General features: G+C 71.3%; 15 protein-coding genes. 7 read left to right on the top strand and 8 right to left on the bottom strand.

Annotated elements, in window-relative coordinates:
• Positions 1-51: 51 nt before the first annotated feature.
• From ACQPYK_RS42480 to qcrB, 6 genes are all read left to right on the top strand, one after another.
• The gene (locus tag ACQPYK_RS42480) at positions 52-420 is read left to right on the top strand and encodes a hypothetical protein (RefSeq protein WP_433244906.1); all 369 of its coding nucleotides are present in this window, start codon (positions 52-54) and stop codon (positions 418-420) included.
• Positions 408-728 carry an MGMT family protein gene (locus ACQPYK_RS42475; RefSeq protein ID WP_433244903.1) on the top strand — a complete coding sequence of 107 codons (321 nt, stop codon included), beginning with the start codon at positions 408-410 and terminating at the stop codon, positions 726-728. Before ACQPYK_RS42480 ends, ACQPYK_RS42475 begins: the two co-directional genes overlap by 13 nt.
• Before the next feature lie 67 nt (positions 729-795).
• On the top strand, positions 796-3,696 hold the full coding sequence (locus tag ACQPYK_RS42470; protein WP_433244900.1) for a CDP-glycerol glycerophosphotransferase family protein: 2,901 nt from the start codon (positions 796-798) through the stop codon (positions 3,694-3,696).
• Positions 3,697-4,082: 386 nt separating this feature from the next.
• Positions 4,083-7,238, top strand: coding sequence for an ATP-dependent helicase (locus tag ACQPYK_RS42465; RefSeq protein WP_433244897.1), 3,156 nt, complete (start codon positions 4,083-4,085; stop codon positions 7,236-7,238).
• A 28-nt stretch (positions 7,239-7,266) separates the two neighbouring features.
• Entirely contained in the window at positions 7,267-10,893 is a 3,627-nt protein-coding gene (locus tag ACQPYK_RS42460; protein ID WP_433244894.1) for a UvrD-helicase domain-containing protein, read from the top strand.
• A gap of 231 nt (positions 10,894-11,124) precedes the next feature.
• Positions 11,125-12,762 (top strand): cytochrome bc1 complex cytochrome b subunit, encoded by a 1,638-nt coding sequence (gene qcrB / locus ACQPYK_RS42455; protein WP_433244891.1) that lies wholly within the window; start codon positions 11,125-11,127, stop codon positions 12,760-12,762.
• 246 nt (positions 12,763-13,008) lie between these two features.
• Here qcrB and ACQPYK_RS42450 read toward each other — a convergent pair whose 3' ends face one another.
• From ACQPYK_RS42450 to ACQPYK_RS42435, 4 genes are all read right to left on the bottom strand, one after another.
• Complete coding sequence (locus ACQPYK_RS42450) at positions 13,009-13,839, bottom strand: alpha/beta fold hydrolase (protein WP_433244888.1); 831 nt, start codon at positions 13,837-13,839, stop codon at positions 13,009-13,011.
• Between the two features lie 225 nt (positions 13,840-14,064).
• Positions 14,065-14,325 (bottom strand): hypothetical protein, encoded by a 261-nt coding sequence (locus ACQPYK_RS42445; RefSeq protein ID WP_433244885.1) that lies wholly within the window; start codon positions 14,323-14,325, stop codon positions 14,065-14,067.
• Positions 14,325-14,648: a DUF6247 family protein gene (locus ACQPYK_RS42440; protein ID WP_433244882.1), complete on the bottom strand. Its 324-nt coding sequence runs from the start codon at positions 14,646-14,648 to the stop codon at positions 14,325-14,327. The genes ACQPYK_RS42445 and ACQPYK_RS42440 overlap by 1 nt, the downstream gene beginning before the upstream one ends.
• A gap of 204 nt (positions 14,649-14,852) precedes the next feature.
• Positions 14,853-15,335 carry an Lrp/AsnC family transcriptional regulator gene (locus ACQPYK_RS42435; RefSeq protein ID WP_433244879.1) on the bottom strand — a complete coding sequence of 161 codons (483 nt, stop codon included), beginning with the start codon at positions 15,333-15,335 and terminating at the stop codon, positions 14,853-14,855.
• A 238-nt stretch (positions 15,336-15,573) separates the two neighbouring features.
• Between ACQPYK_RS42435 and ACQPYK_RS42430 the strand changes: the two genes are divergently transcribed.
• Positions 15,574-16,554, top strand: a complete 981-nt coding sequence (locus tag ACQPYK_RS42430; protein WP_433244876.1) for an aldo/keto reductase — start codon at positions 15,574-15,576, stop codon at positions 16,552-16,554.
• On the opposite strand, the gene ACQPYK_RS42425 is transcribed toward ACQPYK_RS42430, so the two are convergent.
• The 4 genes from ACQPYK_RS42425 to ACQPYK_RS42410 are packed head-to-tail and all read right to left on the bottom strand — an operon-like array spanning position 16,533 to position 22,280.
• The gene (locus ACQPYK_RS42425; RefSeq protein ID WP_433244873.1) at positions 16,533-17,615 is read right to left on the bottom strand and encodes an alanine racemase; all 1,083 of its coding nucleotides are present in this window, start codon (positions 17,613-17,615) and stop codon (positions 16,533-16,535) included. The two genes, ACQPYK_RS42430 and ACQPYK_RS42425, sit on opposite strands and share 22 nt — an antisense overlap.
• Positions 17,612-19,180 carry an IucA/IucC family protein gene (locus ACQPYK_RS42420; RefSeq protein ID WP_433244870.1) on the bottom strand — a complete coding sequence of 523 codons (1,569 nt, stop codon included), beginning with the start codon at positions 19,178-19,180 and terminating at the stop codon, positions 17,612-17,614. The genes ACQPYK_RS42425 and ACQPYK_RS42420 overlap by 4 nt, the downstream gene beginning before the upstream one ends.
• Positions 19,177-21,018 carry an IucA/IucC family protein gene (locus ACQPYK_RS42415; RefSeq protein ID WP_433244866.1) on the bottom strand — a complete coding sequence of 614 codons (1,842 nt, stop codon included), beginning with the start codon at positions 21,016-21,018 and terminating at the stop codon, positions 19,177-19,179. Before ACQPYK_RS42415 ends, ACQPYK_RS42420 begins: the two co-directional genes overlap by 4 nt.
• Positions 21,015-22,280 (bottom strand): siderophore biosynthesis protein, encoded by a 1,266-nt coding sequence (locus ACQPYK_RS42410; RefSeq protein WP_433244863.1) that lies wholly within the window; start codon positions 22,278-22,280, stop codon positions 21,015-21,017. Before ACQPYK_RS42410 ends, ACQPYK_RS42415 begins: the two co-directional genes overlap by 4 nt.
• Positions 22,281-22,548: the final 268 nt, after the last annotated feature.

The following is a 22,548-nucleotide window of genomic DNA, read 5'->3' as shown; positions in this document are numbered from 1 at the left end:
GACGGCCCCGATGGTTCGAGGACCGTCAAATATTCGCTAGGGTCGCCCCTCATGGGGTACGAGTTGCGAGTGGAGCGCCCGGCGCCTCTCGCCTTCGCGGAGCTCGCGACTGTGCTGGGGCAGGCGGGATTCGAGTTCCGCGGTTCGCAGGAGGCGGGCGAGGTCCTGGCCCGCCATGGTGACGGCGTTCATGCCATAGCCGTCTGGAACGGCGGCCTGTCCGGCGCGCCCGGATCCGACTGGCAGGTGGCCCAGCTGGCACGGGTGTCGGCCCTGCTGGGCGCGCGCCTGGTCGGCGAGGACGGTGAGTCCTACGCGATCCGGGACGGCCTCGTCGAGCAGCTGAACGGCTCGGCGGCCTACGAGTTCGGCAAACTCGACGAGATCCTCGCGGCCGGACCCGCCGTATGGAGTCGGTAGGTCATCCGACCCCTTACGCGGAGCGCGTGCTCGACCTGGTCGAACGCATCCCGCGTGGCATGGTGATGTCCTACGGCGACATCGCCGAATACCTGGCGGAGGGCGGCCCTCGCCAGGTCGGGAAGGTCATGTCCACCTGGGGCGGAGGCGTGCCCTGGTGGCGTGTCGTGCACGCCGACGGGACCCCGCCACCGGGCCACGAGCAGAGGTGTCTGGCCCGGTGGAAAGAGGAACGCACCCCGTTGCGGGGCGCCCGCGCGGACATGCGCGCGGCAAGGTGGGATGGATCGCCGGAAAATACGGCGTAACCGGCTTGGGCACGGCCCACTAACATGGCCAAGGACAGCGCTCTGTCCGAAAGGCGGTGCCTCCCCGATGGCCACCGGCACCACACCCGCGCGATCCGGCGGCGATGCCGTCGCCGACCGTCTACGGGCTGTTCAGGATCTCTGTGACCGGGGTGAGCCACTCGAATCGATCGTGGCGGCGGTGCTGGCCGAGGGGCTGACGCCGGCCGAGCGCCGCCGGTTCGACGCCGCCGCGCTGGCCGGTCCGCTGGGCTCCCGGCTGGACCTGGCGGTCAAGCGCGGCGCCGCCCGCCGCCGCGAGTTCGTCACGCTCCTCAAGCCCTACCTCGCCGGCGTGGACGCGCGGGTCAAGCATGAGCTGCCGGTGGCCCGCAGGATCGCCTTCCACCTGGTCGAGCACCGGAAGGTCGACGACCTCGCCGAGGGCGACGCGCTGCAGAAGCTCGCCGCCGCCGCCGCGGAGCCGTCCAAGCGGGTCCGCAGGAAGCTGCGCTGGTATGCGGACCTGCCGCTGCAGGACGAGCTCCCGGAGTCCATGTTCCGGTTGCGCGCCGCCGATCTCATCCCGATGACCCAGGTCGAGGACATCTCCTGGTCCGGCGGGCGGCTGCGGATCAGCGGCCACGCCTACCTGGCCGGGCTCTCGGTCCGGGGACCCCGGTTCAACCGGGCCTCCATCGTGCTGCGCGGTCCCCGCTGGCTGCCGCCGGTACGGCTGCGCACCCGCAGGATCTTCCACCCGGAGGCCACCTACGGCGCGGAGGAGGCGGGCTGCAACTACGACTGGTCCGGCTTCACCGCCGAGCTGCACCCGTGGGCGTTGCGCTGGCGTTCCGCCGTGCGCGCCGTCGTGCGCGGGAGCAAGCGGCTGCTGCGCCATCGGGCCGTCGTGCGCGACACCACCACCTGGCGTGCCGAGATCGTGATCTGGAGCCGGGGCGCCCGCGCCACCGGCCTGCTCCGCGGCCCCTCCATCGGCCGCACCGAGCGTCCCCGGGGTCTGGACCTCGGCCACGGCTGGTGGGTCCGTCCGGTCTGGACCTCCGACCGGGCTCTCCAGATCGTGCTGCAGCCCAACCGAGCCGAGCTGACGGAGGTGCGGCTGGACGGCGATCGGCTGGAGCTGAAGGTCTTCCTGCCGGGCAAGGGGGAGGGCCGGGGCCACGCGCGCCTGGACGGCCACCGGATGTCGGCCGACTTCACCCCCGTCGAGGGAGGCACCGAGGTCGTCGTGCCGCTCGCCGTACCCTCCCTGCTGCAGGAACGTGACGGCGGCAGGCTCTGGATCGAGCCCAAGGGCGACCCCGCCGCGGCCGTCATGCTCGGCGGAGCCGCGGAGAGCCGTTCCGTCGTCGGCGAGCGGGAGATCACCGTGCTGGGCGACCGGCGGGATCGGGTGATCGTCTCCGCGCATCGCATCCGCCCGGTCGTCTTCGCCGCGGGCTGGGACGAGGACGGCACCCTCACCCTCGAAGGCTCCTACCCGGGCTCGGGGCCGGCCGTGCTGACGCTGCGGCATCGCACCGGGCTGATCCACACCGTGCCGTTGGAGCGTGCCGATTCCCGCTTCTCGGTGCGGTTCGCGCCCGCGGCGATGCCCCGCTTCGGGGAGACCGTGCCGATGGGCAGCGGGAGCTGGAGCATGGCGGTCCGCGACCGCTCCGGGGAGATCGCGCCGCTCCGGTTCGACCATGCCGTCCTCGACTCGCTGGACGAGGACCCGAAGATCCGTGACGGCCGGAGATACCGCCTGCTCTCCACCCGCTTCGACGTTCCGGTGCTGACCGTCGCCGAGGACCTGCCCGACGACGAGAGGGGCGCCGGCGGCCTGTACGCGCTGCGGCGCTCGTTCTACCCGGCCGAGCGGACCCGCGAGCTGAACGACGCGACCGTCTACGTCGCCTACGACGGGCGGCAGTACGAGGGCAACGTCCGCGCGATCTACGAGGAGCGCGTGCGGCGCGGCGACGATCGCGAGCACATCTGGGTGGTCAAGGACGGGGCGTTCGTGCCGCCGGGGTCGACGGAGCTCGGATTCGGCTCCGACGTCCGGCCGACCGTGGTCCGCGCGGGCAGCCGCGAGCACTACGCGGTGCTCGCCCGCTCCCGATACGTGGTGACCAACGGGTTCCTGCCGCCGTGGTTTCGGGCGCGCGAGGACCAGATGGTCGTGCAGACCTGGCACGGCAGCCCGCTGAAGCGTCTGGGCAACGACCTGCCGCACATGTCCCGCGACCCGAAGCCGCCGGCCTGGCACCGGCAGGCGGTCGAGGTGCGGGGCTGGGATCTGCTGGTCTCGCAGAGCCCGTGGGCGACGCCGATCCTGCGCAAGGCGTTCGGCTATCAGGGTGAGGTCCTGGAGAGCGGTTATCCGCGCAACGACGTGCTGTCCGCCCCCGACAGGGACGAGCTGGCCGCGCGGGTGCGCCGCAGGCTCGGCATCGCCGACGGCGTCAAGCTGGTGCTCTACGCGCCCACCTTCCGCGACTACGACCGCAAGAACGCCTCGCTGCGGCTGAACCTGGCCGAGGCGCGCCGGGTGCTCGGTCCCGGTCACGAGTTCCTGGTCAGGGCGCACTCGATGCAGGCGGCGCCCAACATGCCCCGCGGCCTGGGGCATGACGTCACGACATATCCCGATATAGCGGATCTGCTGCTGGTCGCCGACGTGCTGATCACCGACTACTCCTCCGTCATGTTCGACTTCGCCGCGACCGGGCGGCCCATGCTCTTCTTCACCCACGACCTGCAGCGCTACTCCGCCAAACGCGGCCTCTACCTCGACCTGGTCGCCGAGGCCCCGGGGCCGCTGCTGGCCACCGGTGCCGAGGTGATCGAGGCGCTGCGGACCATCGACGAGGTGGCCGCCGCGCACGCCGAGCGATACGAACGGTTCCGGCGCCTCTACGCCCCTCGCGACGACGGCAAGGCGACCGCCCGGCTGGTCGACCACGTCTTCGTCTCCTGAGGCACTCCAGGCTCTCGTGAACACCCTCTGAGCCGTTTCCCGGACGGGGCCGCGCGGGCCTCGGCGGACCCGGCCACGGGATGGCGGCGGGATGGCATGCGTCACCCCTCCTCCCTTTCCCGCCGGGGTACGGCGCCGCGCCCGCGGGCGGTGACGGCCGGCGCCTGGCACGGTCCGTGCCGGTCTGAGCTGGGCGTGAGCTTGCGGCGATCATCCGGATCCGGCCCGGCGAACCGATCATCCCGCTGATCGGAATCGCCGCTTCGGCATGCCATACCCGCGGACTCGGCACGATCATCGTCCGGGATCTGGTGGAATGACGAGTTGTGAGTGGTCAGGGCTGGCGTTTGGTGCGTCGTGAGGGTGCGGGGAGGGCTGTTGCCCCTGTGCTCGATGAGCACCAGCGGGCGGTGGTGGCCCATGAGAGCGGCCCGTTGCTCGTGCTCGCGGGCCCCGGCACCGGCAAGACCACCACGATCGTGGAGACCGTGGTGGACCGGGTCGAGCGTCGCGGCGTGGATCCCGAGCGGGTGCTCGTCCTCACCTTCAGCCGCAAAGCGGCCGAGGAACTGCGCGAACGTATCACCGGCCGGATGCGCCGCACCACCCGGACCCCTCTCGCGCTCACCTTCCACAGCTACGCCTACGCGTTGCTCCGCCGTGAGGCCGTGCTCGCCGGAGGCGTGCCGCCCCGCCTGCTGACCGGTCCCGAGCAGCTCCTGGAGGTCCGCCGCCTGCTCCACGGCGAGCTGGAGGACGGCGCCCCGCAGTGGCCCGACGACATGCGCGAGGCCCTCAAGACCCGGGGTTTCGCCCAGGAGCTGCGCGACTTCCTGGCCCGCGCCGCGGAGCGCGGTCTCGACGGCCCCGAGCTGGTCGAGCTGGGCCGCCGCCACGGCCGCGCCGACTGGGTGGCCGCCGGGCGGTTCGACGACCGCTACCAGGCCAGGTTCGACCTGGACATGGAGCCGGTGCTCGACTACTCGGAGCTGATCCGCACCGCCGGCGGCCTGCTCACCGATCCCGAGGTCCGGCTGCGCGAACGGTCCGCCTACGACGTCGTCTTCGTCGACGAATACCAGGACACCGACCCGGCCCAGGAGTTCCTGCTCCAGCAGCTGGCGGGGGAGGGGCGCGACCTCGTCGCGGTCGGCGACCCCGACCAGTCGATCTACGGCTTCCGCGGTGCCGACGTGCGCGGAATCATGCGCTTCCCGGAGAGCTTCCCCACCGCCGACGGCGAGAACGCGCCGATCATCGCCCTGCGCGTGTGCCGTCGCAGCGGGCCCGAGCTGCTGAGGGCCTCCCGCCGCGTCGCCGCGCGCCTGCCCGCCACCCCGGGCGGGGCCGCGCATCGGGACCTGCGCGCCCTCCCCGAGGCCGAACCCGGCGACGTCCGGGTGGTGGTGACCGACGGAGCCACGCAGGAGGCGGCGGTCGTGGCCGACACGCTGCGCCGGGCCCACCTGCTGGAGGGGGTCGCCTGGTCGCGGATGGCGGTGCTGGTGCGCTCGGCCACCCGCCAGGTGCCCCTGCTGCGCCGGGCGCTGGTCACCGCCGGAGTGCCGGTCGTCGTGGGCGGCGGCGAGCTGCCGCTGTTCCAGGAACCGGGCGTGCGGCCGCTGATCAGGCTCATCCAGGTCGCCCTCCATCCGGAGACCCTCGACGAGGCGCTGGCCGAGGAGCTGCTGACCGGCGCGCTCGGCGGCACCGACATGATCGGCGTGCGCCGTCTGCGCCGGGCGCTGCGGATCGCCGAACACGAGGCGATGACACACCCCGACGAGCGCGACCTGGTCGACCACTCGGGCGAGCGTGACATCGCCGGGCCGCGCTCGTCGGGCGAGCTGCTGGTCGCCGCCCTGAAGGACGTGCGGGAGCTGGTCCGGGTGGAGCCGCACGTGGCGCTGCCCGCCGAGCGGCTCGCCCGGCTCATCTCCGGCGCCGCCGAGGCCGTACGGCAGGGCGGCACCGCCGAAGACGTGCTCTGGACCGTCTGGCAGGCCACCGGGCTGGCCGAGAAGTGGACCGAGACGAGCGTCGCCGGCGGGTTCCGGGGGACGATGGCCGACCGCGACCTCGACGCGGTGATGGCGCTGTTCGACCACGCGGCCAAGTTCGTGGACCGGTTGCCGCACGCCGGGGTCGAGGTGTTCGTCGAGGACCTGGTCGCCCAGGAGATCCCCGGCGACACCCTCGCCGAACGCGCCCCCGACACCGAGACGGTGCGGATCCTGACCGCGCACCGCTCCAAGGGCCTCGAATGGGACGTCGTGGTCGTCGCCGGAGTCCAGGAGGGAGCCTGGCCGGACCTGCGGTTGCGCGGGTCCATCCTGAGCACAGACGACATGGTCGCCAGGGCGGAGGGATCCGAGCACGAGAATCCGGCCGCGGTCTCGGCCGCGCTGGTCTCCCAGCTCCTCGCCGAGGAGCGCCGCCTGTTCTACGTGGCGGCGACCAGGGCAAGGAAGAGGCTCGTCGTCACCGCGGTGGGGGGCGACGACAACGAGGAGCGGCCCTCCCGGTTCCTCACCGAGCTGGTGCCCGGCGCGATCGAGGAGACGGTCGTCGACGAGCGCTCCCGCTGGCTGAGCATGTCCGCGCTGGTGGCCGACCTGCGTTCGGCCGTCTCCGACCCGACCCGGCCCGCCCCGCTCCGCAAGGCCGCCGCCGAGCATCTGGCCAGGCTCGCCGCCGCCGGAGTGTCCGGCGCCCACCCCAACGAGTGGTACGCCCTGACTCCGATCTCCGACGACCGGCCACTGAGCTGGCCCGACGACGTCGTGCGCATCTCGCCCTCCGCGGTGGAGAACTTCACCAAGTGCGGCCTGCGCTGGCTGCTGGAGACCTCCGTGGGCGCGAGCGGCACCGACGCGGCCCGGGGACTGGGCACGGTCATCCACGCGCTGGCCGTGCTCGCCGCCACCGGCATGCCCGCCGAGGACACCCTCGGCAAGCGCCTGGACGAGATCTGGCACGAGCTGGACTTCGGCGGCGTCTGGTACAACCGCAAGCAGCGCAAGGTCGCCGAGCAGATGATCTCCAAGTTCGTCCGCTGGCACCAGGAGAACCCCCGCGAGCTGGTCGGCCTGGAAGAGGCGTTCACGGCCACCGTCTCCGAGGGCGTGCAGATCAAGGGGCGGGTGGACCGGGTCGAGCGCGACGCCGAGGGCCGTGCCGTGATCATCGACATCAAGACCGGCAAGAACGGGCCCAAGGACGTCGAGATCGAACGCCACCCCCAGCTCGGGGTCTACCAGCTCGCCGCGTTACTGGGCGCCTTCCAGCGGCACGGGATGACCGAGCCCGGCGGCGCCGCCCTGGTCCAGGTGGGCGACGCCGCGGGGAAGAAGGACGCCAAGGAGCAGACCCAGCAGGCCCTGTCGGAAGACTCCGATCCCGGCTGGGCCCGCGACATGGTCGACACCGTGGCGCTCGGCATGTCCGGGCCGTTCTTCCGGGCCAAGGTCAACGACGGATGTCGCACCTGCGCCGTGCGGGCGAGCTGCCCGGTCAGCAAGAACGGGGACCAGGTGTGCTGAGCCGTACCACCCGCCGCGGGGGCGCCCCGTGCTGAACCCGATCCAGCTCGCCGCCAAGCTGGGCATCCTTCCCCCCACTCCCGAACAGGCGGCGGTGATCGAGGCGGGCCTCGAACCGATGGTCGTGGTCGCCGGGGCAGGGTCCGGTAAGAGCGAGACCATGGCCGGGCGGGTCGTCTGGCTGGTCGCCAACGGCCTGGTCCGTCCCGAGCAGGTGCTCGGCCTGACCTTCACCAGGAAGGCCGCGGGCGAGCTGGCGCACCGCGTCCGCGAGCGGCTCAACGGCCTGGTCGTGGCCGAGCAGGTCCCCGCCGAGCTGCTGGAGGGCGAGCCGACCATCTCGACCTACCACGCCTACGCGGCCAGGCTGGTCACCGACCACGCCCTGAGGGAGGCGCTGGAGCCGACCATGCGCCTGGTCAGCCCGGCCGTCTCCTGGCAGCTCGCCGGGCGGGTGGTCAGCGCCTACGACGGGCCCATGGAGCAGATCGAGTGGGGTCCGGCCACCGTCACCCGGGCGGTGCTGGAGCTGGCCGGAGAGATGGCCGAGCATCTGCGCGGCCCGCAGGACGTGCGCGAGATCGGCGCCTGGCTCGCCGAGCGGTACGGCGAGCTGCCCGGCTCGCCCACCCTGCTCCAGCGCAGGCCGTCGGCCACGCAGCGGGCCAGGGAACAGTTGCTTCCCCTGGTCGAGGCCTACGACCGGCTCAAACGGAGCCGCGAGGTCGTCGACCACGGCGACCAGATGGCGCTGGCCGCCCGGATCGGGGCCAAACACGCCGAGGTCGGTGAGATCGAGCGGAACCGGTTCGCCGTCGTCCTGCTCGACGAATACCAGGACACCAGTCACGCCCAGCTCGTGCTGCTGCGGGCGCTGTTCGGCGGCGGCCATCCGGTGACCGCTGTGGGCGACCCATGCCAGTCCATCTACGGCTGGCGCGGCGCCTCCGCGGGCAACCTCACCCGCTTCCCCCGCGATTTCCCCACCGCTTCGGGAGAGCCCGCAGCGGTTCGCCGCCTGTCGGTCAGCTTCCGCAACGGCGACGCCGTACTCGACGTCGCCGCCCGGGTGCAGCTCCCGCTGCGCATGGAGGCGCGGGAGGTGCCGGTGCTGGTGCCCGGTGGCAACCGGGTCGAGCGCGGCCGGGTCGTGTGCGCCTTCCACGAGACCGCCGAGGACGAGGCGGCGTGGGTCGCCGACGGGATCGCCCGGGTGCTGGGCAGCGAGACCGCGCCCGACGGCATGCCGTGGGGCGAGGGCGAACGCAAGAAGGCCAAGCAGAGCGCCTGGGGCGGCCCGCAGTGCCTGCAGCCGCACGACGTGGCGATCCTGGCCCGCAAGCGGTCGCAGTTTCCCGCGCTGCGCCGGGCGCTGGAGGACCGGGGCATCCCGGTCGAGGTGGTCGGCCTGGGCGGCCTGCTGACCGTGCCGGAGGTCTCCGACATCGTCGCCACCCTGCGCGTGCTCTACGACCCGACCGCCGGAGACGCGCTGGTCCGGCTGCTGTCCGGGCCCCGGTGGCGGATCGGCCCCGCCGACCTGAAAGAGCTGGGCGAACGGGCCCGCGAGCTGAACCGGGAGAACCGGGACGGCGGGTCCGCGGTGGCAGACCCGCTGGACCAGGTCGTGGCGGACCTGGCCGAGGAGCGCGGCAGCCTGGTCGACGCCCTCGACGAGCTGCCCGACCGCCCCGAGTGGCAGGACCTGTTCTCCCCCCTGGCCCGGGTGCGGCTGCTCGCCATGGCGCAGGAGCTTCGCATCCTGCGCGCCCACACGGGCCAGCCGCTTCCCGACCTGATCATCGAGATCGAGCGCAGGCTCGGCCTGGACATCGAGGTGGCGGCGCGGGGAACTGCCGTCGGCCCGTTCGCCGCCCGAGCCGACCTGGACGCCTTCCTCGACGCCGCCGCCCGGTTCGCGGGCGACTCCGAGGACCCGACGCTGGGAGCGTTCCTGGCGTTCCTGAAGGCGGCAGACGAGGAGGAGAACGGCCTCGACGCCGGGCGGGTGGGGGAGAGCAACAGCGTCAAGCTGATGACCATCCACGCCTCCAAGGGCCTGGAGTGGCCGGTCGTCGTGATTCCCGGCATGTCCCAGGCGCTGTCCAAGGCCGGGACCCTGACCGTCGGCACGATGTTCCCGGCCCGTCCGACGACCAGTCCCCGGTGGACGGAGAACCCGCGCAAGCTGCCCTACGCGCTCCGCGGCGACGCCTCCGACCTGCCCCGGCTGACCGGGCTGAGCAAGGAGGAGCTGGCCGAGTTCGACGAGCGCTGCCGCGACCGTGACCTGCTGGAGGAGCGCCGCCTGGCCTACGTGGCCGTCACCCGCGCCCACTACCTCCTGATCGCCTCCGGTTATCGCTGGGGCAGCGCGGCCAAGCCCCTGCAGCCCTCCGATTTCCTGGTGGAGATCCGTGAGACCTGCGGCCGGGTGTCCGCCTGGGCCCCCGAGGCGGGCGCGGACGCCACCAACCCCCTGCTCGCCGAACCCGCCGAGGCCGCCTGGCCCGTCACCCCCGAGGGCCTTCGATACGAGGCCGTCCTCGACGGCGCGACCATGGTCGAGGCGGCCCTCGCGGCCCTCGCCGGCCAGGACGGTGACCGGGCCGTCTCCGGCACTCCGAGCGCTTTCGCCGAGGCTCCCGGGATCGAGGACGTCCCCTTCCCCGAAGCTCCGCCGCAGGAGGAGGAGATTCCCTTCCCGGAGGCGCCCGAAGACGAGGACGTCCTTTTCCCGGACGCCCCGGATCCCCTGGACGCCCCGGAGTTCTTCGACACCCCGGATCCCCTGGACATCGCGGAGTTCTTCGACGCCCCGGAGGACGGGGAGAGCGTTGTTGCCCGTGCTCGGCAGGACGGCCCGGCCGAGGCCGGACACGAGCCTGAGCACGCGCCCCAGGGCGGGCCGGAGACGGGGAACGAGCGCGCCACGGTCCTGGCGGAGCTGCGCGGCTGGGACCGGGAGCGGGCGAAGGCGTGGGAACGCGACACCGAGCTCCTGCTCAGGGAGCGGGAGATCAACCGGCGGCGCGGCGCCGGTCAGGTGGAGCTGCCCACCCACCTGACCGTCTCCTCGCTGGTCACCCTAGCCGCCGACGCCAAGGCCCTGGCCCGGCAGATCCGCCGCCCGGTGCCCAAGAAGCCCACCCCGCTGGCCCGCCGGGGCACCTCCTTCCACCGCTGGCTGGAGTCACGATGGGGCCAGCAGCGGCTGCTCGACGAGCTCGAACTGCCCGGCTCGTCCGACGACTTCGAGGAGACCGATCTCCATCTCGACGAGCTGTGCGACCGGTTCGAGGAGAGCGAGTGGGCCGGGCGGGAGCCGCTGGACGTCGAGGTCCCGTTCGAGACGATGATCGCCGACCGGTTGGTCCGGGGCCGGATGGACGCGGTGTTCGAGCTTCCCGACGGCCGCTACGAGGTCGTCGACTGGAAGACCGGCCGGCGTCCCAGGGGAAAGAAGGCCGAGGCCGCCGCCGCGGTCCAGCTGGCCGCCTACCGCATGGCCTGGTCCCACCTGGCCGCCGTCCCCCTCGACCACGTGAGCGCCGCCTTCCACTTCGTCCGCCTCAACGAGACGGTCAGGCCGGTCAACCTCCTCGACGAGCGCGGCCTGGTCCGGCTCATCGAGTCGATCCCCGCTCTCGGCTGACCCGAGGAGACAGCGGGAAACCGAGGAGACAGCGGGAAAGGGGAAGGCTTCTTCTCATCGCCGGTGCTCTTGTCCTCGGTCCGGCCGCCCGGCCTTTGCCTCGATCTACCCATCGCTATGGATGATGAGAGATACCTGGTTATCCACGGTGGGCTTCGCCGTCCCACCCGGTCCTGGCTTCTGGGAGTGCGGCGACGCTGAGGCCGAGGTTCGTGAGGACGGAGACCACGCATGAGCAGCGGAACCGTTCCGAAGCCCATAGCGAGCATGAGCAGCTTCATCGACGACCGCATCGGCGCGGGGAACTTCCTCAAGCGTAATTTACGGAAGATCTTTCCTGACCACTGGTCGTTCCTGCTGGGCGAGATCGCGCTGTACTCGTTCGTCATCCTGCTGCTGACCGGCACGTTCCTGACCTTCTTCTTCCAACCCGGTATGGGCGAGGTCGTCTACGACGGCTCCTACGAGCCGCTCAGGGGCGTCGTGATGTCCGAGGCGTACGCCTCGTCGCTGCACATCAGCTTCGACGTGCGCGGTGGTCTGCTGATGCGGCAGATGCACCACTGGGCCGCCCTGCTGTTCGTCGCCGGCATGATGGTGCACATGCTCCGGGTGTTCTTCACCGGTGCGTACCGCAAGCCGCGTGAGCTCAACTGGCTGATCGGCGTCGGTCTGCTGACGCTGGCCCTGTTCGAGGGTCTGACCGGTTACTCCCTGCCCGACGACCTGCTCTCCGGCGCCGGTCTGCGGATCACCGAGGGTGTGATGATCTCGCTGCCGCTGGTCGGCACCTGGATCACCTTCCTTCTCTTCGGCGGCCAGTATCCCGGCGAGTATGTGATTCCCCGGTTCTACTCGATGCACATCCTGCTCATCCCGGGCATCCTGCTGGCGTTGATCACCGCCCACCTCATGTTGATGTGGGTGCAGAAGCACACGCAGATGCCGGGCAAGGGCCGCACGAACAACAACGTGGTGGGCGCCCCGCTCTATCCGGCCTTCATGGCCAAGTCGGGCGCCTTCTTCATGTTCACGTTCGGCACCATCGCGCTGCTGGGCACCTTCGCCCAGGTCAACCCGATCTGGCTGTTCGGTCCCTACACGCCGGCCGACATCTCGGCCGGTTCGCAGCCCGACTTCTACATGGGATTCCTGGAGGGCGCGCTCCGCCTGATGCCGTCCTGGGAGATCAACTTCCTGGGCTTCACGCTGCCGCTGAGCGTGCTGATCCCGGCGCTGGTCCCGATGGGCATCATCATGACGGGCCTGGCCCTGTACCCGTTCATCGAGCAGTGGGTGACCGGGGACCGCAGCGAGCACCACATCGCCGACCGTCCCCGCAACAACCCGCACCGCACCTCGATCGGCATCTCCGCGGTCACGTTCTACGGCGTCCTGTGGCTGCTGGGCGCCAACGACGAGATCGCCTCGTTCTTCCACGTCTCGCTGAACATGACGACCTACGTCGGCCGGGTGCTGATCTTCGTCGGTCCCGCGGTGGCCTACATCATCACCTACCGGATCTGCCTGGGCCTGCAGCGCAGCGACGCCGCGGTCATCGGGCACGGCGTGGAGTCGGGCGTCATCAAGCGCCTGCCCACGGGCGAGTACATCGAGGTCCACGTCCCGCCGGACAGGGCCGTCGAGGCCCACATGCGCGGCAAGGCGGCGGTCCCGGTGATCGACGACACCCACGTCGACAGCGACGGCATCCCGCCCAAGGGGATGCGCGGCCCGCTCGGCAGGCTCCGCGCCAAGATGAGCCAGGCCTACGGCGGCGAGAAGATCGCGCTCGACGGTGACCACGGTCACGAGGAGCACGCGGCCGTCGGCTCGGACGTCAAGGAGGACAAGCCACTGTCCTCATGACCGGTTCCGGCCGGGGCCACGGTTCCGGCCGGCGCCTATCGTCCTCGCTTCAAGGCGGGCGAACGACGAGTCGACCATTCGTCGGGGTGACGCTCGGTATCGGCCCGCCCGAGGTTTGCCGTCCTCTACGGCTCGTCCTCTACGGCTCGTCCTCTACGGCTCGTCCTCTACGGCCCGGCCTGTCCTCTACGGCCCGTCTCTACGGCTCGTCCTCTACGGCTCGTCCTTGGACCGGCGGCCGAGCCGTCAGGTCAGGAAGTCGGCGACGGCGTCGAGCCAGGTGCGAGGCTGGTCGACGTGGGCCATGTGGCCCGCTTCCTCGATCACCACGGCGCGGGCGGTGGGCATCAGCTTCGCGGTCTCTTCAGCCAGGGACACGGGGAAGGTCATGTCCTGTCGGCCATGGAGCAGGAGCAGAGGGGTGCCGAGAGCGGTGAGCCGCTGGACAGCGTCCGGGTGACGGGCGCTGGGCAGGGTTCCGGCCCGCAGGGAGCGCACCCACTCGGCGGAGAAACGAACGTCCGCGAGGCGGTCCAGGTAGGCGGGCAGCACTTCCGGACGCCAGACGTTCGCCCCGGCTCCGGCGATCGCCGCCGCGCGGGTGAGCTCCGGACCGGACAGCTCCGGATCCGACCACACCGCGGCTTCCAGAGCGAGTCGTTCCTCGCGTTCGCGCCAGCCGTCGAAGGCGTCCGGCGGCGCCGGCAGGACGCTGCTGGAAGCGATGATCAATCGCCGGACACGCTTGGGAGCGGCCAGAACGAGACGCTGGGCGATCAGACCTCCGTAGGAGAATCCGAGAACATCGGCCTGCGATGCGCCGAGCGCGTCCAGCAGGGCGACGAGGTCATCGGTGGCGGCGGCGGGGGTGTACTGGTCGTCGGCGAGACCGCGGGTGGAACGCCCGCAGCCACGCAGGTCCGGCAGGACCACTCGGTGCCGACCGGCGAGTTCCGCGAGCGGCTCGCGTAGATAGGTGTGGTCCCAGTCGGGGCCACCGTGGATCACCAGCAGCGTACGGTCGGCGGGCCCTTGGCTCTGCGCGACGAACAGTTCCACGACAGGCCGAGCGGACACGGTCACAAGGCTCTCGCTGAACACCCGCCCACCATTTCAGTTTTCCCACAGCTCGCGGAGCTGTTGACACCCGGTGACCGTGCCGCTAACCGGTTGGCTGCTCAAGCCAGAGACTTTCCGTCACGGTCACCGTGCCGCTGCTCCCCCTCGCTCCCGAGCACACCGCCCTCGACTGGCTCCTGTCGCTCTACCGAGTCCTCCCTCACAGGGACCTGGTGGTGACCGTCAACCCATCTGGGGTAGGCGGTTGACCCGCACGATCGCCACCTGGACGGCGGAGGCGACGATGAAATAGACCACCTCGATCCCCCGATGAGCGAAGGCGTACATGGCGGTCTGCGGTGCCTCCCTGCGCAGGATCATGCCGTTCTCCGGTACCAACCGGAGCACCTCGTAGATCTCCATCAAAGTGGCGAACTCGCTGTCCGACAAGTCGTCCACCTGGGCCTCGGTGACCTTGTCGACGAGGATGATCGTGTAGGCCACTATCGCGGTACCTGATACCCACGCTCGGTCAGGACGTCGGCGAAGTCGCGCCCTCGTGGAGGTTCTCCTCGATGGATGTGTTCGGCGACATTCAGGACCCGATGCCAGTCCTCGCGGTCACGATTGGCGATGACGGCGGTGCGCCACCACGATTCCAGGAACTCGTCCAGGGACGCCAGATCGATCGGGCTGGTCGACGTGAGCCTGGCCAGTCCGGCATCGAACGCCGCGATGTCGTCAGGGTGGAACAGAGCCTTACGGACGCTCGCGAACTTCTTGTCGATCGCCGGCATGGTGCCCTGTTCGTGGGGCTGCGCGGTCATTACGAGCCTCCTCCTCGATCTATCCTGCCCTTTCAGGGTAAGGCCCGTGCAGGGCAGCCGCAGGATTCTCCCTGATGTCTTCGACGATCATCTCCGCCCCTCGATCAGCTCAGGTCGGACTCGATCGATATGCGATCCGGAAACGATCAACGATCGGTGGGCGGAGCCGTTGACGGCTGACCGCCCGGGCCCCAGGCCCGGGCCTCACTCCAGGGGCAGGGGACGGCGCGGTACGGGTGCGGTGTGGATGAGAGACGTGGTCGTGTGACCGTACGGGGTGAACAGGTCGAGGATCGGTTCGAGCTCGTCGACCGCCCGCAGATGCATCGTGAAGTAGAAGCAGTCGTCGCCGGTCATCCTGTAGCACTCGACGATCTGGGGGACCTCCTGGGCGATCTTGGAAATGCGTTGCAGTTCCCGGATCGCCGGACGGATCCGGACCATCACGGTGACGGGAAAACCCAGGGCCCGTGGGTCGACCTCGGCGCGATAGCCGGTGATCACGCCTGTCTCCTCCAGCCGCTGCACCCGATCGGCCACCGCGGGCGCTGACAGGCCGACCCGGCGGCCCAGCTCGGCGAAACTCACTCTGGCCTCGACCTGCAGCTCGGCGAGGATCCGAAGGTCGAGAGCGTCGATTCCCTTGGGTTCGTATGCCCGCTCGGGCCTGATCCTTCGATTCGCCATTCTCCCAAACTACGGGCTGCTCGACGATGGAGTCATGCCGCCCACCGGCCCCCGCGCCGTCCTGTCCAAGGCGCCTCCCTGGGCCTGCTTCATGGCTCGTCGCCTCCGTGCGCGTCGCGCCGGTGGGCATCTGGCAGGCCGCTCTCATGCTGGCCGACCCGATCGCGCTCGCCCTCTACCGCGAGCTTCCGGCTGCTCCTTATGAGGGAGCCACACCACTACAGGAAGGCAAGACGGAATGCGTTACGTGAAGCTGGGCTCATCGGGGCTGAAGGTCTCCCGGATCTGCCTGGGCATGATGAGTTACGGCGATCCCGCCTCTCGGGCGTGGATGCTGCGCGAGGACGCGGCCGAGCCGATCGTGCGGCGCGCGGTCGAGGCGGGTGTGACGTTCTTCGACACCGCCGACATGTATTCGGACGGTGTGAGCGAGGAGATCACCGGGCGGCTGCTCGCGAAGCTCTTCGCACGCCGTGACGACTACGTTCTCGCCACGAAGGTCTACTTCCCGACAGGATCCGGTCCGAACGACCGAGGGCTGTCCCGCAAGCACGTGCTGGCCGGCATCGACGCCTCGCTGACTCGGCTGGGAACCGACCACGTTGATATGTACCAGATCCACCGCTGGGACCCCGAGACGCCGATCGAGGAGACCATGGAGGCTCTGCACGACGTGGTGCGGGCCGGCAAGGCGCGTTACATCGGGGCCTCCAGCATGTACGCCTGGCAGTTCGCCAAGGCGCAGCACGTGGCCGAGCGCAACGGTTGGACCAAGTTCGTGTCGATGCAGAACCACTACAACCTGGTGTACAGGGAGGAGGAGCGGGAGATGATCCCCCTCTGCCTGGACCAGGGGGTGGGAATCATCCCGTGGAGCCCGCTGGCCCGTGGACTGCTCGCCGGGAACCGGGCGCGCGGCGGTGAGCGGCGTACGATCCGGGCCGGTAGCGACCCGCTGGCCGAGACCCTGTATGAGGACGCCGACTTCGACGTCGTCGACGTGGTGTGCGCGATCGCCGGTGAACGCGGCCTGCCTCCGGCGCAGATCGCGCTCGCGTGGCTGCTCGGCAGGCCCGGAGTGAGCGCGCCGGTAGTCGGGGCGACCAAGGCGGGTCATCTGGACGACGCGATCGCGGCGGTGGAGGTGCGTCTGAGCGAGGCGGAGAGGGCCCGATTGGAGGCCCCCTACCGGCCACATCAGGTCCTCGGGCACACGTAGTGGAAGCCGGGTTTCGGATGCATCAGGAAGTCGTGGTGGGAGATGTTCCAGGCATAGGCCCCGGCCATCGCGAACTCCACCACGTCTCCGACGGCCAGGCTCACCGGCACCCGGCGGGCCAGGACGTCCTTGGGCGTGCAGAGCTGGCCGACGATGGTGACCGGCTCGCCCGGCGGCGGCGCGGCCTGGGGTGCGGCCAGGGGCTGGGAGTGGCCCTTGGTGGCGGGGGTGCGCAGGTGGTGGGTGCCCCCGGCGACCACCGCGAACAGCTCGCCGTGCACCCGTTTGACGTCGATCACCCGCGTCACGTAGCGCCCGCAGTAGACCGACAGCGCCCGTCCCGGCTCGATCCGCAGCACCTCGCCGGGACGGCGCAGTCTCGTCAGACCTTCTCCGTAGGAGCGCCAGTCGAAGCGCGCGTCCGGGTCGGCGTACGACACCGCCATGCCACCGCCGAGGTTGATCTCCTGGACGCCCAGCTCGCGCGCGTACGTCAGCACGGCCGCCGCCAGCTCCAGCAGCGCGGCGGCCTCCAGCCCGCTGGCCAGGTGGGCGTGGACGCCGCGCAGCCGTACCGCGTCCTGGCCGGACAGCAGCGCGACGCACTCGTCGATCCCGCCGGGGTCCATGCCGAACGGGGTCGCGCCGCCGCCCATGGTCAGCGACGCCCCTGCCACCGGCACGTCGAGGTTGACCCGCAGCAGCACGTCGGCGCGGCGCCCGGAGGCGAGGAGCCGTCGCAGCTCGTTCGGGCTCTCCACGTGCAGCCGCGTGACGTCGCCGAAAAGCTCCGCGTCGGTCTTCCCCGGGCCGCCGAGGGCGACGGGGACGCCGGGGAACAGCCCGCGCACGTGCGCGAGCTCCCCGCCCGAGGAGACCTCGAAGCCGTCCACGTGCCGCGCGAGCACCCGCAGCAGCTCCGGGTCGGGATTGGCCTTCACCGCGTAGTACAGCTCGACGTCCGGCAGCGCGGCCCGTACGGCCGCCGCGTGCGCGTCGAGGGAGGCCAGGTCGTAGACATAGGCGGGCAGCTCGTCCGGGACGGAACCGTTCAGGGTCATGACAGCACCGCCAGCGGGTTGGCCACCGGCACATATCCGGCAGAGCGGTCGGCCGAGCGCGCCCACCGGACCGAGAGGTTGGCCTTGGCCGGAAGCGGCGCCCCCGCCAGCAGGTCGGCCAGCGGTCGCGGCCACCCCCGTGAGCCGGCGTACCCGGCCAGCACCTCTCCGGCCACCGCCCACAGCTCCCTTGTCGATTCCGCTCCGGCGAGGGAGGCGGCGACCTCGGCGAGGTGGTTGACCATGAGGCAGTAGACCACCCGGTTCCAGCCGTCGGCCGGGTCGTAGGTGAGCGCCTCGGCGACCCGCTCCGGCAACCCGGACAGGTCGTGGCGGCCGGCGACGAGCTTGGTGCCCTCCATGTCGCGGAAGACGGCCTCCACCGGCAGCCCGGCCGTGTCCACGCCGACCAGGACGTTCTGCAGGTGGGGCTCCAGCACCACGCCGTGGGTCAGGTAGGCGTCGAGCACCGGCGGCGCGACGCGCTCCACGTAGGCGCGCCACCAGCGCACGGGCTCGTCCGGGGGATCGCCGGGAACGGCCAGCGCACCGCTCAGCAGGGGGGTCACGCCGGGGCGGCATACCGACCACGGGCTGGCGCGGACGATCACACTCAACCCCTCCAGCAGCCGGGTGCCCAGGTCGGCGGAGCGGTAGCCGGGCTCGGGGAGCCAGCGGGTGCCGGGAAAGGAGGCAGAGAGATCCCGGAACACCGGTTCGAGGCGGCGGGTCAGCTCGACCGCGCCCGCCAGCTCGTACCAGGAGTTCTTCCTGACGCAGTTGGTGATCCGCACGTCCAGGCTGAACTTCAGGCACCGGTCGATGCGCGGCTCGTAGACCGTGCGGACCGACGAGGTGGGAACCGCCATCCGCGGGCTCGGCGAGCCGTGCCCCAGATCGATCAGCCGCCCGTCGGCCAGCGGGGCGGCGAGCTCCGCCGCGAGCAGGTCCAGCTGCCACGGATGCGCCGGGAGCGGGGTGTAGCCGCGCGGCGCGGTGCCGAGCTCGTCGAGCGGGCCGGTGTCACCGGCCTCGGCCAGCACGTCGTCGCGGACCCCGAGCAGCCGCAGCGGGAAACTCGCGTGCGCCTCGGGGGCGTAGCGCAGCCAGTCGGCGCCGCCGCGCGCCTTCGGGCTGGGGTGGAACGGATGCCCGAAGACCAGCCCCTGCTCGGAGGCGAGCCACGGGTCGGCCGGGGGCGAGGTGCCGCGCCGCACCGCGAGCAGCCTCGCCATGGCGCTCCGGCTCGCGTCCACCTGCGCCGCGAACTCCTCGTTGCTCCCCCCGAGTTCGGTCTCGACGAGCCGGACGAGCATGTCCACGGAGAGCGGCTGCCAGCAACCGCGATCCAGCCACTCGGGCGTTCCCTCGATCCGCAGCGCGAGCCCGCCGTGCGTCCGGATCCGCAGCAGGGTCGCGGCGACGCGCAGCAGCGTGTACGGCTCGGCGTGCCAGACCTGTCCTCGCGGCCCGGCCACCTCCCTGACACAACAGCGCAGCAGCGACGCCAGCGACGCCTCCTCGGCGACGGCGGCGGCGGGGGAGTCGAGGGCGAGGCCGGTCATGGAGTCCCTCTCATGATCACGTTCTGCGGGGTCTGTGAGCTCTGTGGGGTCTGTGAGCTCTGCGGGGTCTGTGAGCTCTGCGGGTTCTGTGCGGTCTGCGGGATCTGCGGGGGCTGACGAAGATAGTTGGGGCCGCTGGTGCCGTAGAACTTGTTCACGTCGCGTGCCCCGGTGCGCGCCTTGTCCACCAGGGTGCCGGCGGTGATCATCGATTTGCCGACGAGCCGGGCGGCGTCGAGGGTCCTGGCCCGCAACAGCCGGGCCATCGGGTCGTCCCCGTGCTCGACCAGCGCTTCCTTGAGCGTGTCGCGGACCAGCCGGGAGGCCTGCGGCGACGGCAGCGCGCCGAACGTCACCGCCGCGGCGGCCAGATGCAGGGTGATGGTCACGAACACGTCGGCGAGCGCGTGCGGGTCGTCGGTCAGCATCCGCGCGTCGGTGAAGTCGGGCACCGCGAGTCCCGCCGCGCGCAGCCGGTCCGGCGAGGTCAACAGCCCGTCGTTGTCCTTGATCAGCAACTTGGCCGGACCGTCGCCCAGCACGAGCGAGAGGTTCTGCTGGTGGGCTTCCAACGCCGTGCCGTAGCGGACGAAGAGCCGCACGTGGAAGCCGAACAGCAGCCGCAGGTATTCGGTGAGCAGCCGCGTCACGTCCCCGCCGTACCACCGCCCGGCGAGCTCCTCCACCACCGGCCCGCCGCCCGGCAGGGGAGCGGTGAGCGCGGCCACCGGCACGATCCGCCCCGCCGGGAGGCGCCGAAGGAGCCAGCCCAGGTACTCGTGACCCGCGTGGGCGTATGTCTGCTCGTCGGCGAGCAGCACCCGGGAATCGGGCATCTCTCGTAGCAACCGCTCGGCCCGCGCCCCGTCGGCCAGCGTGTCCGGCTTGATCGAGCGCCGGTTGCGCAGCCCGAGCGTGCTGGTGGCCAGCGGCAGTTTCAGGTGCGTGTCCCGGCCGACCATGACCGTGCGCATCGACAGGGTGGGCCTGACCTCCAAATACGGCTCCGACCCCATGACCGCCCAGGGAATCTCCTCGACCGCGGGCACCGTCAGCGGATGCACCGGGAACAGCACGTGCGTCCCGGCCAGGTCCTCCGGCAGCCCGGCCGCGGTGAACTCCGGCGCGAACGGCGGCGCCGCTCCGCTCACCCGCTCCCGGGGCACCGCCGCCCAGCGCAACTCGAAGGCGGGCGCGAACTCCGGCGCGTAGGCCGCCAGTTCCTCATCCGACAGCCCGGCCCGGCAGCGCGCCGTCGGATAGACCGGGTGGTCGGCGAAGGCCGCCAGCGTTTCGTAGCGTACGGCTCCCGCCCGCGCGTGCGGCCGGGCGGCCGCGTGGGCGTCGTGGTCCCGCCGGATGACGCTGACGTCGTGGCTCGGCGGAGCGGTGGAGCCGGGTCGGGGAGCCGCGGGGGCCGCAGAGATCGTGGGGGCCGAGGGGATCGTGGGAGCCGCTGGGGCCGCGGGGGCTTCGTGGCTCAGCCGGGCGATCACCTCGTCGCGGTGGGCGTCGTGCAGGTCGAGGGCGCGCAGCGCCTCGTGGCACTCCCGGGTGAACGCCTCCACTCCGGCGCTGTCGGCCGGATCGGAGATCTCCCTCAGGGCGCTCAGGACCTCTTCCAGGCGGAGCGTCTCCTCCGGGGCCACCACGAAATCCTGGAACAGCGAGCCCGGTGTCAGCCGTACCCGCCGGTCGCCGGGCAGCAACAGCGCGACGCCGTCCTTGCTCCGGGTCACCCGCCCGGCCAGGCCTCCGTAGTCCTCGCGGAGGAGCGCGTCGAGGACGCGGGCGGCCAGGTACGGCTCCCGCCCGCTCGCGGCGCGTGCGCCGCTCATGCGATCACCCACGGGTGCCCGGCGGTGAAGGCCGCGACGGCCGTGTCCACGCTCGCCCGGTCGGCTCCGATCGCGCGGACGATCCCCAGGTAGTCGCGGTTGGTGTTGCTCAGGTCGATCCGGTCGCCCACGGCGCGCAACGGCCGGTGCCAGAGCCTGACCTCGTCATCGGCGGCCGGCGCGACCATGCCCGGAGCCGTCACCACGGTCCCCGGCCGGTCGGCCACCAGGCTCAACGCGGTCCCGTGCCGTCTCGGTCCCCGATGGCTGCCGGCCCTGTTCTGACCGGCCCTGTTCTGACCGGCCTCGTTCTGACCGGCCCTGTTCTGACCGGCCTCGTTCTGACCGATCCCGTTCTCACCGGCCGCCGCCGGATCGGGCAGCCCCGACCCCAGGTGGACGCCGAGGATGTGCTCGAACAGCGGGACGCCCAGCAGGTCACCCAGAAGGAAGTCGCAGTGGTCGCCGATCACCCGGTAGTTGACCTCGATGATCCGCGGCCCGGCAGGTGTCATCACGTACTCGGTGTGGCAGGCGCCGAAGCCCACCCCCAGCGCGTCCAGCGCCTTCAGCACGTGCTCGCGGGCGGGCGGGGGCTCCCAGTCGAGCCGCTCCTCCACGAAGTACGGCAGCGGCCCGAGGGTGGTCCGGAAGCCGCCGAGCACCCGCACGCTCCTGCCGTCGCCGAGGGTTTCCAGCGTGTGCAGCGGGCCGTCGAGATACTCCTCCACCACCAGAGTCTCGCCCGGCCGCCGGTCCCGGATCGTCCGTACGGCCGTGGCGAGCTCACCGGCGTCCCGCGCCAGCACGACGTCTTCGCTGGCCACACCCTCGCGGGGCTTGACGACCACGGGAAACGGCTGGTCCGGCGGAACCGGGTCGCCCGGCGCCAGCCGTAGGGACCGGACGGTCTCGACCCCGGCCGCCGCCAGCCGGCGTCGGGTGAGGGCCTTGTTCTTGGTGGTGACACAGGCACGCCAGTCCTTGCCGGGCAGGCCGAAGTAGGCGGCGGCGAGGGCGGTTTCCGCCTGGATGTGGTCGGAGTTGGAGAAGATCGCATCCGGTGCGTGGTGGTGCGCGATGGCGTCGATCATCGCTCGTGCGTCCCGGACGTCGCAGTGGAGCACCTCGGTCCCCGTGTCCAGATGGTGCTCCGGCCGGTCGGTCAGGATCGTGACGTCACAGCCCAGCGCGCGCGCCGCCGGGAGGAATCCGTCCGTGACGGAGTCGGTCGGTTTGAGCGCGGTGAGGTACAGCCGCAATGCAGGGACCCCCGATATCAGGTAAGCCTAACCTAACTCGCTTTATCCTAGCGGGGCGGAGATCATCGCGCTGGCCGGATCGCGCATCCGGTGACATCTCACCGGAAAGCAAGCGCTCATCCCGACGAAGCGAACCCGGGCCGCCTCGGCCGCGCGCCCGCAGAGATGGCCTACCGGCTCGCCCCGGCGCCGCGACCGGCGGTTCCGGCGAGATGTGGGGGACGCCGGAAACCGGCCCTGTTCTGCGGCGTAGGATGTCCACTCGGTC

Source organism: Streptosporangium sp. CA-135522 (genome assembly GCF_050949235.1).
Classification (GTDB): Bacteria; Actinomycetota; Actinomycetes; order Streptosporangiales; family Streptosporangiaceae; genus Streptosporangium.
Note: the sequence above shows the minus strand (reverse complement) of the source record. Positions and strands in the feature narration are given on the sequence as shown.

Coding starts and splice junctions, on each gene's coding strand:
- qcrB (WP_433244891.1), top strand. CDS start 11,125: ATGAGCAGCGGAACCGTTCCGAAGCCCATAGCGAGCATGAGCAGCTTC.
- ACQPYK_RS42475 (WP_433244903.1), top strand. CDS start 408: ATGGAGTCGGTAGGTCATCCGACCCCTTACGCGGAGCGCGTGCTCGAC.
- ACQPYK_RS42415 (WP_433244866.1), bottom strand. CDS start 21,018: ATGAGCGGCGCACGCGCCGCGAGCGGGCGGGAGCCGTACCTGGCCGCC.
- ACQPYK_RS42435 (WP_433244879.1), bottom strand. CDS start 15,335: ATGGCGAATCGAAGGATCAGGCCCGAGCGGGCATACGAACCCAAGGGA.
- ACQPYK_RS42425 (WP_433244873.1), bottom strand. CDS start 17,615: ATGACCCTGAACGGTTCCGTCCCGGACGAGCTGCCCGCCTATGTCTAC.
- ACQPYK_RS42480 (WP_433244906.1), top strand. CDS start 52: ATGGGGTACGAGTTGCGAGTGGAGCGCCCGGCGCCTCTCGCCTTCGCG.
- ACQPYK_RS42440 (WP_433244882.1), bottom strand. CDS start 14,648: ATGACCGCGCAGCCCCACGAACAGGGCACCATGCCGGCGATCGACAAG.
- ACQPYK_RS42430 (WP_433244876.1), top strand. CDS start 15,574: ATGCGTTACGTGAAGCTGGGCTCATCGGGGCTGAAGGTCTCCCGGATC.
- ACQPYK_RS42470 (WP_433244900.1), top strand. CDS start 796: ATGGCCACCGGCACCACACCCGCGCGATCCGGCGGCGATGCCGTCGCC.
- ACQPYK_RS42420 (WP_433244870.1), bottom strand. CDS start 19,180: ATGACCGGCCTCGCCCTCGACTCCCCCGCCGCCGCCGTCGCCGAGGAG.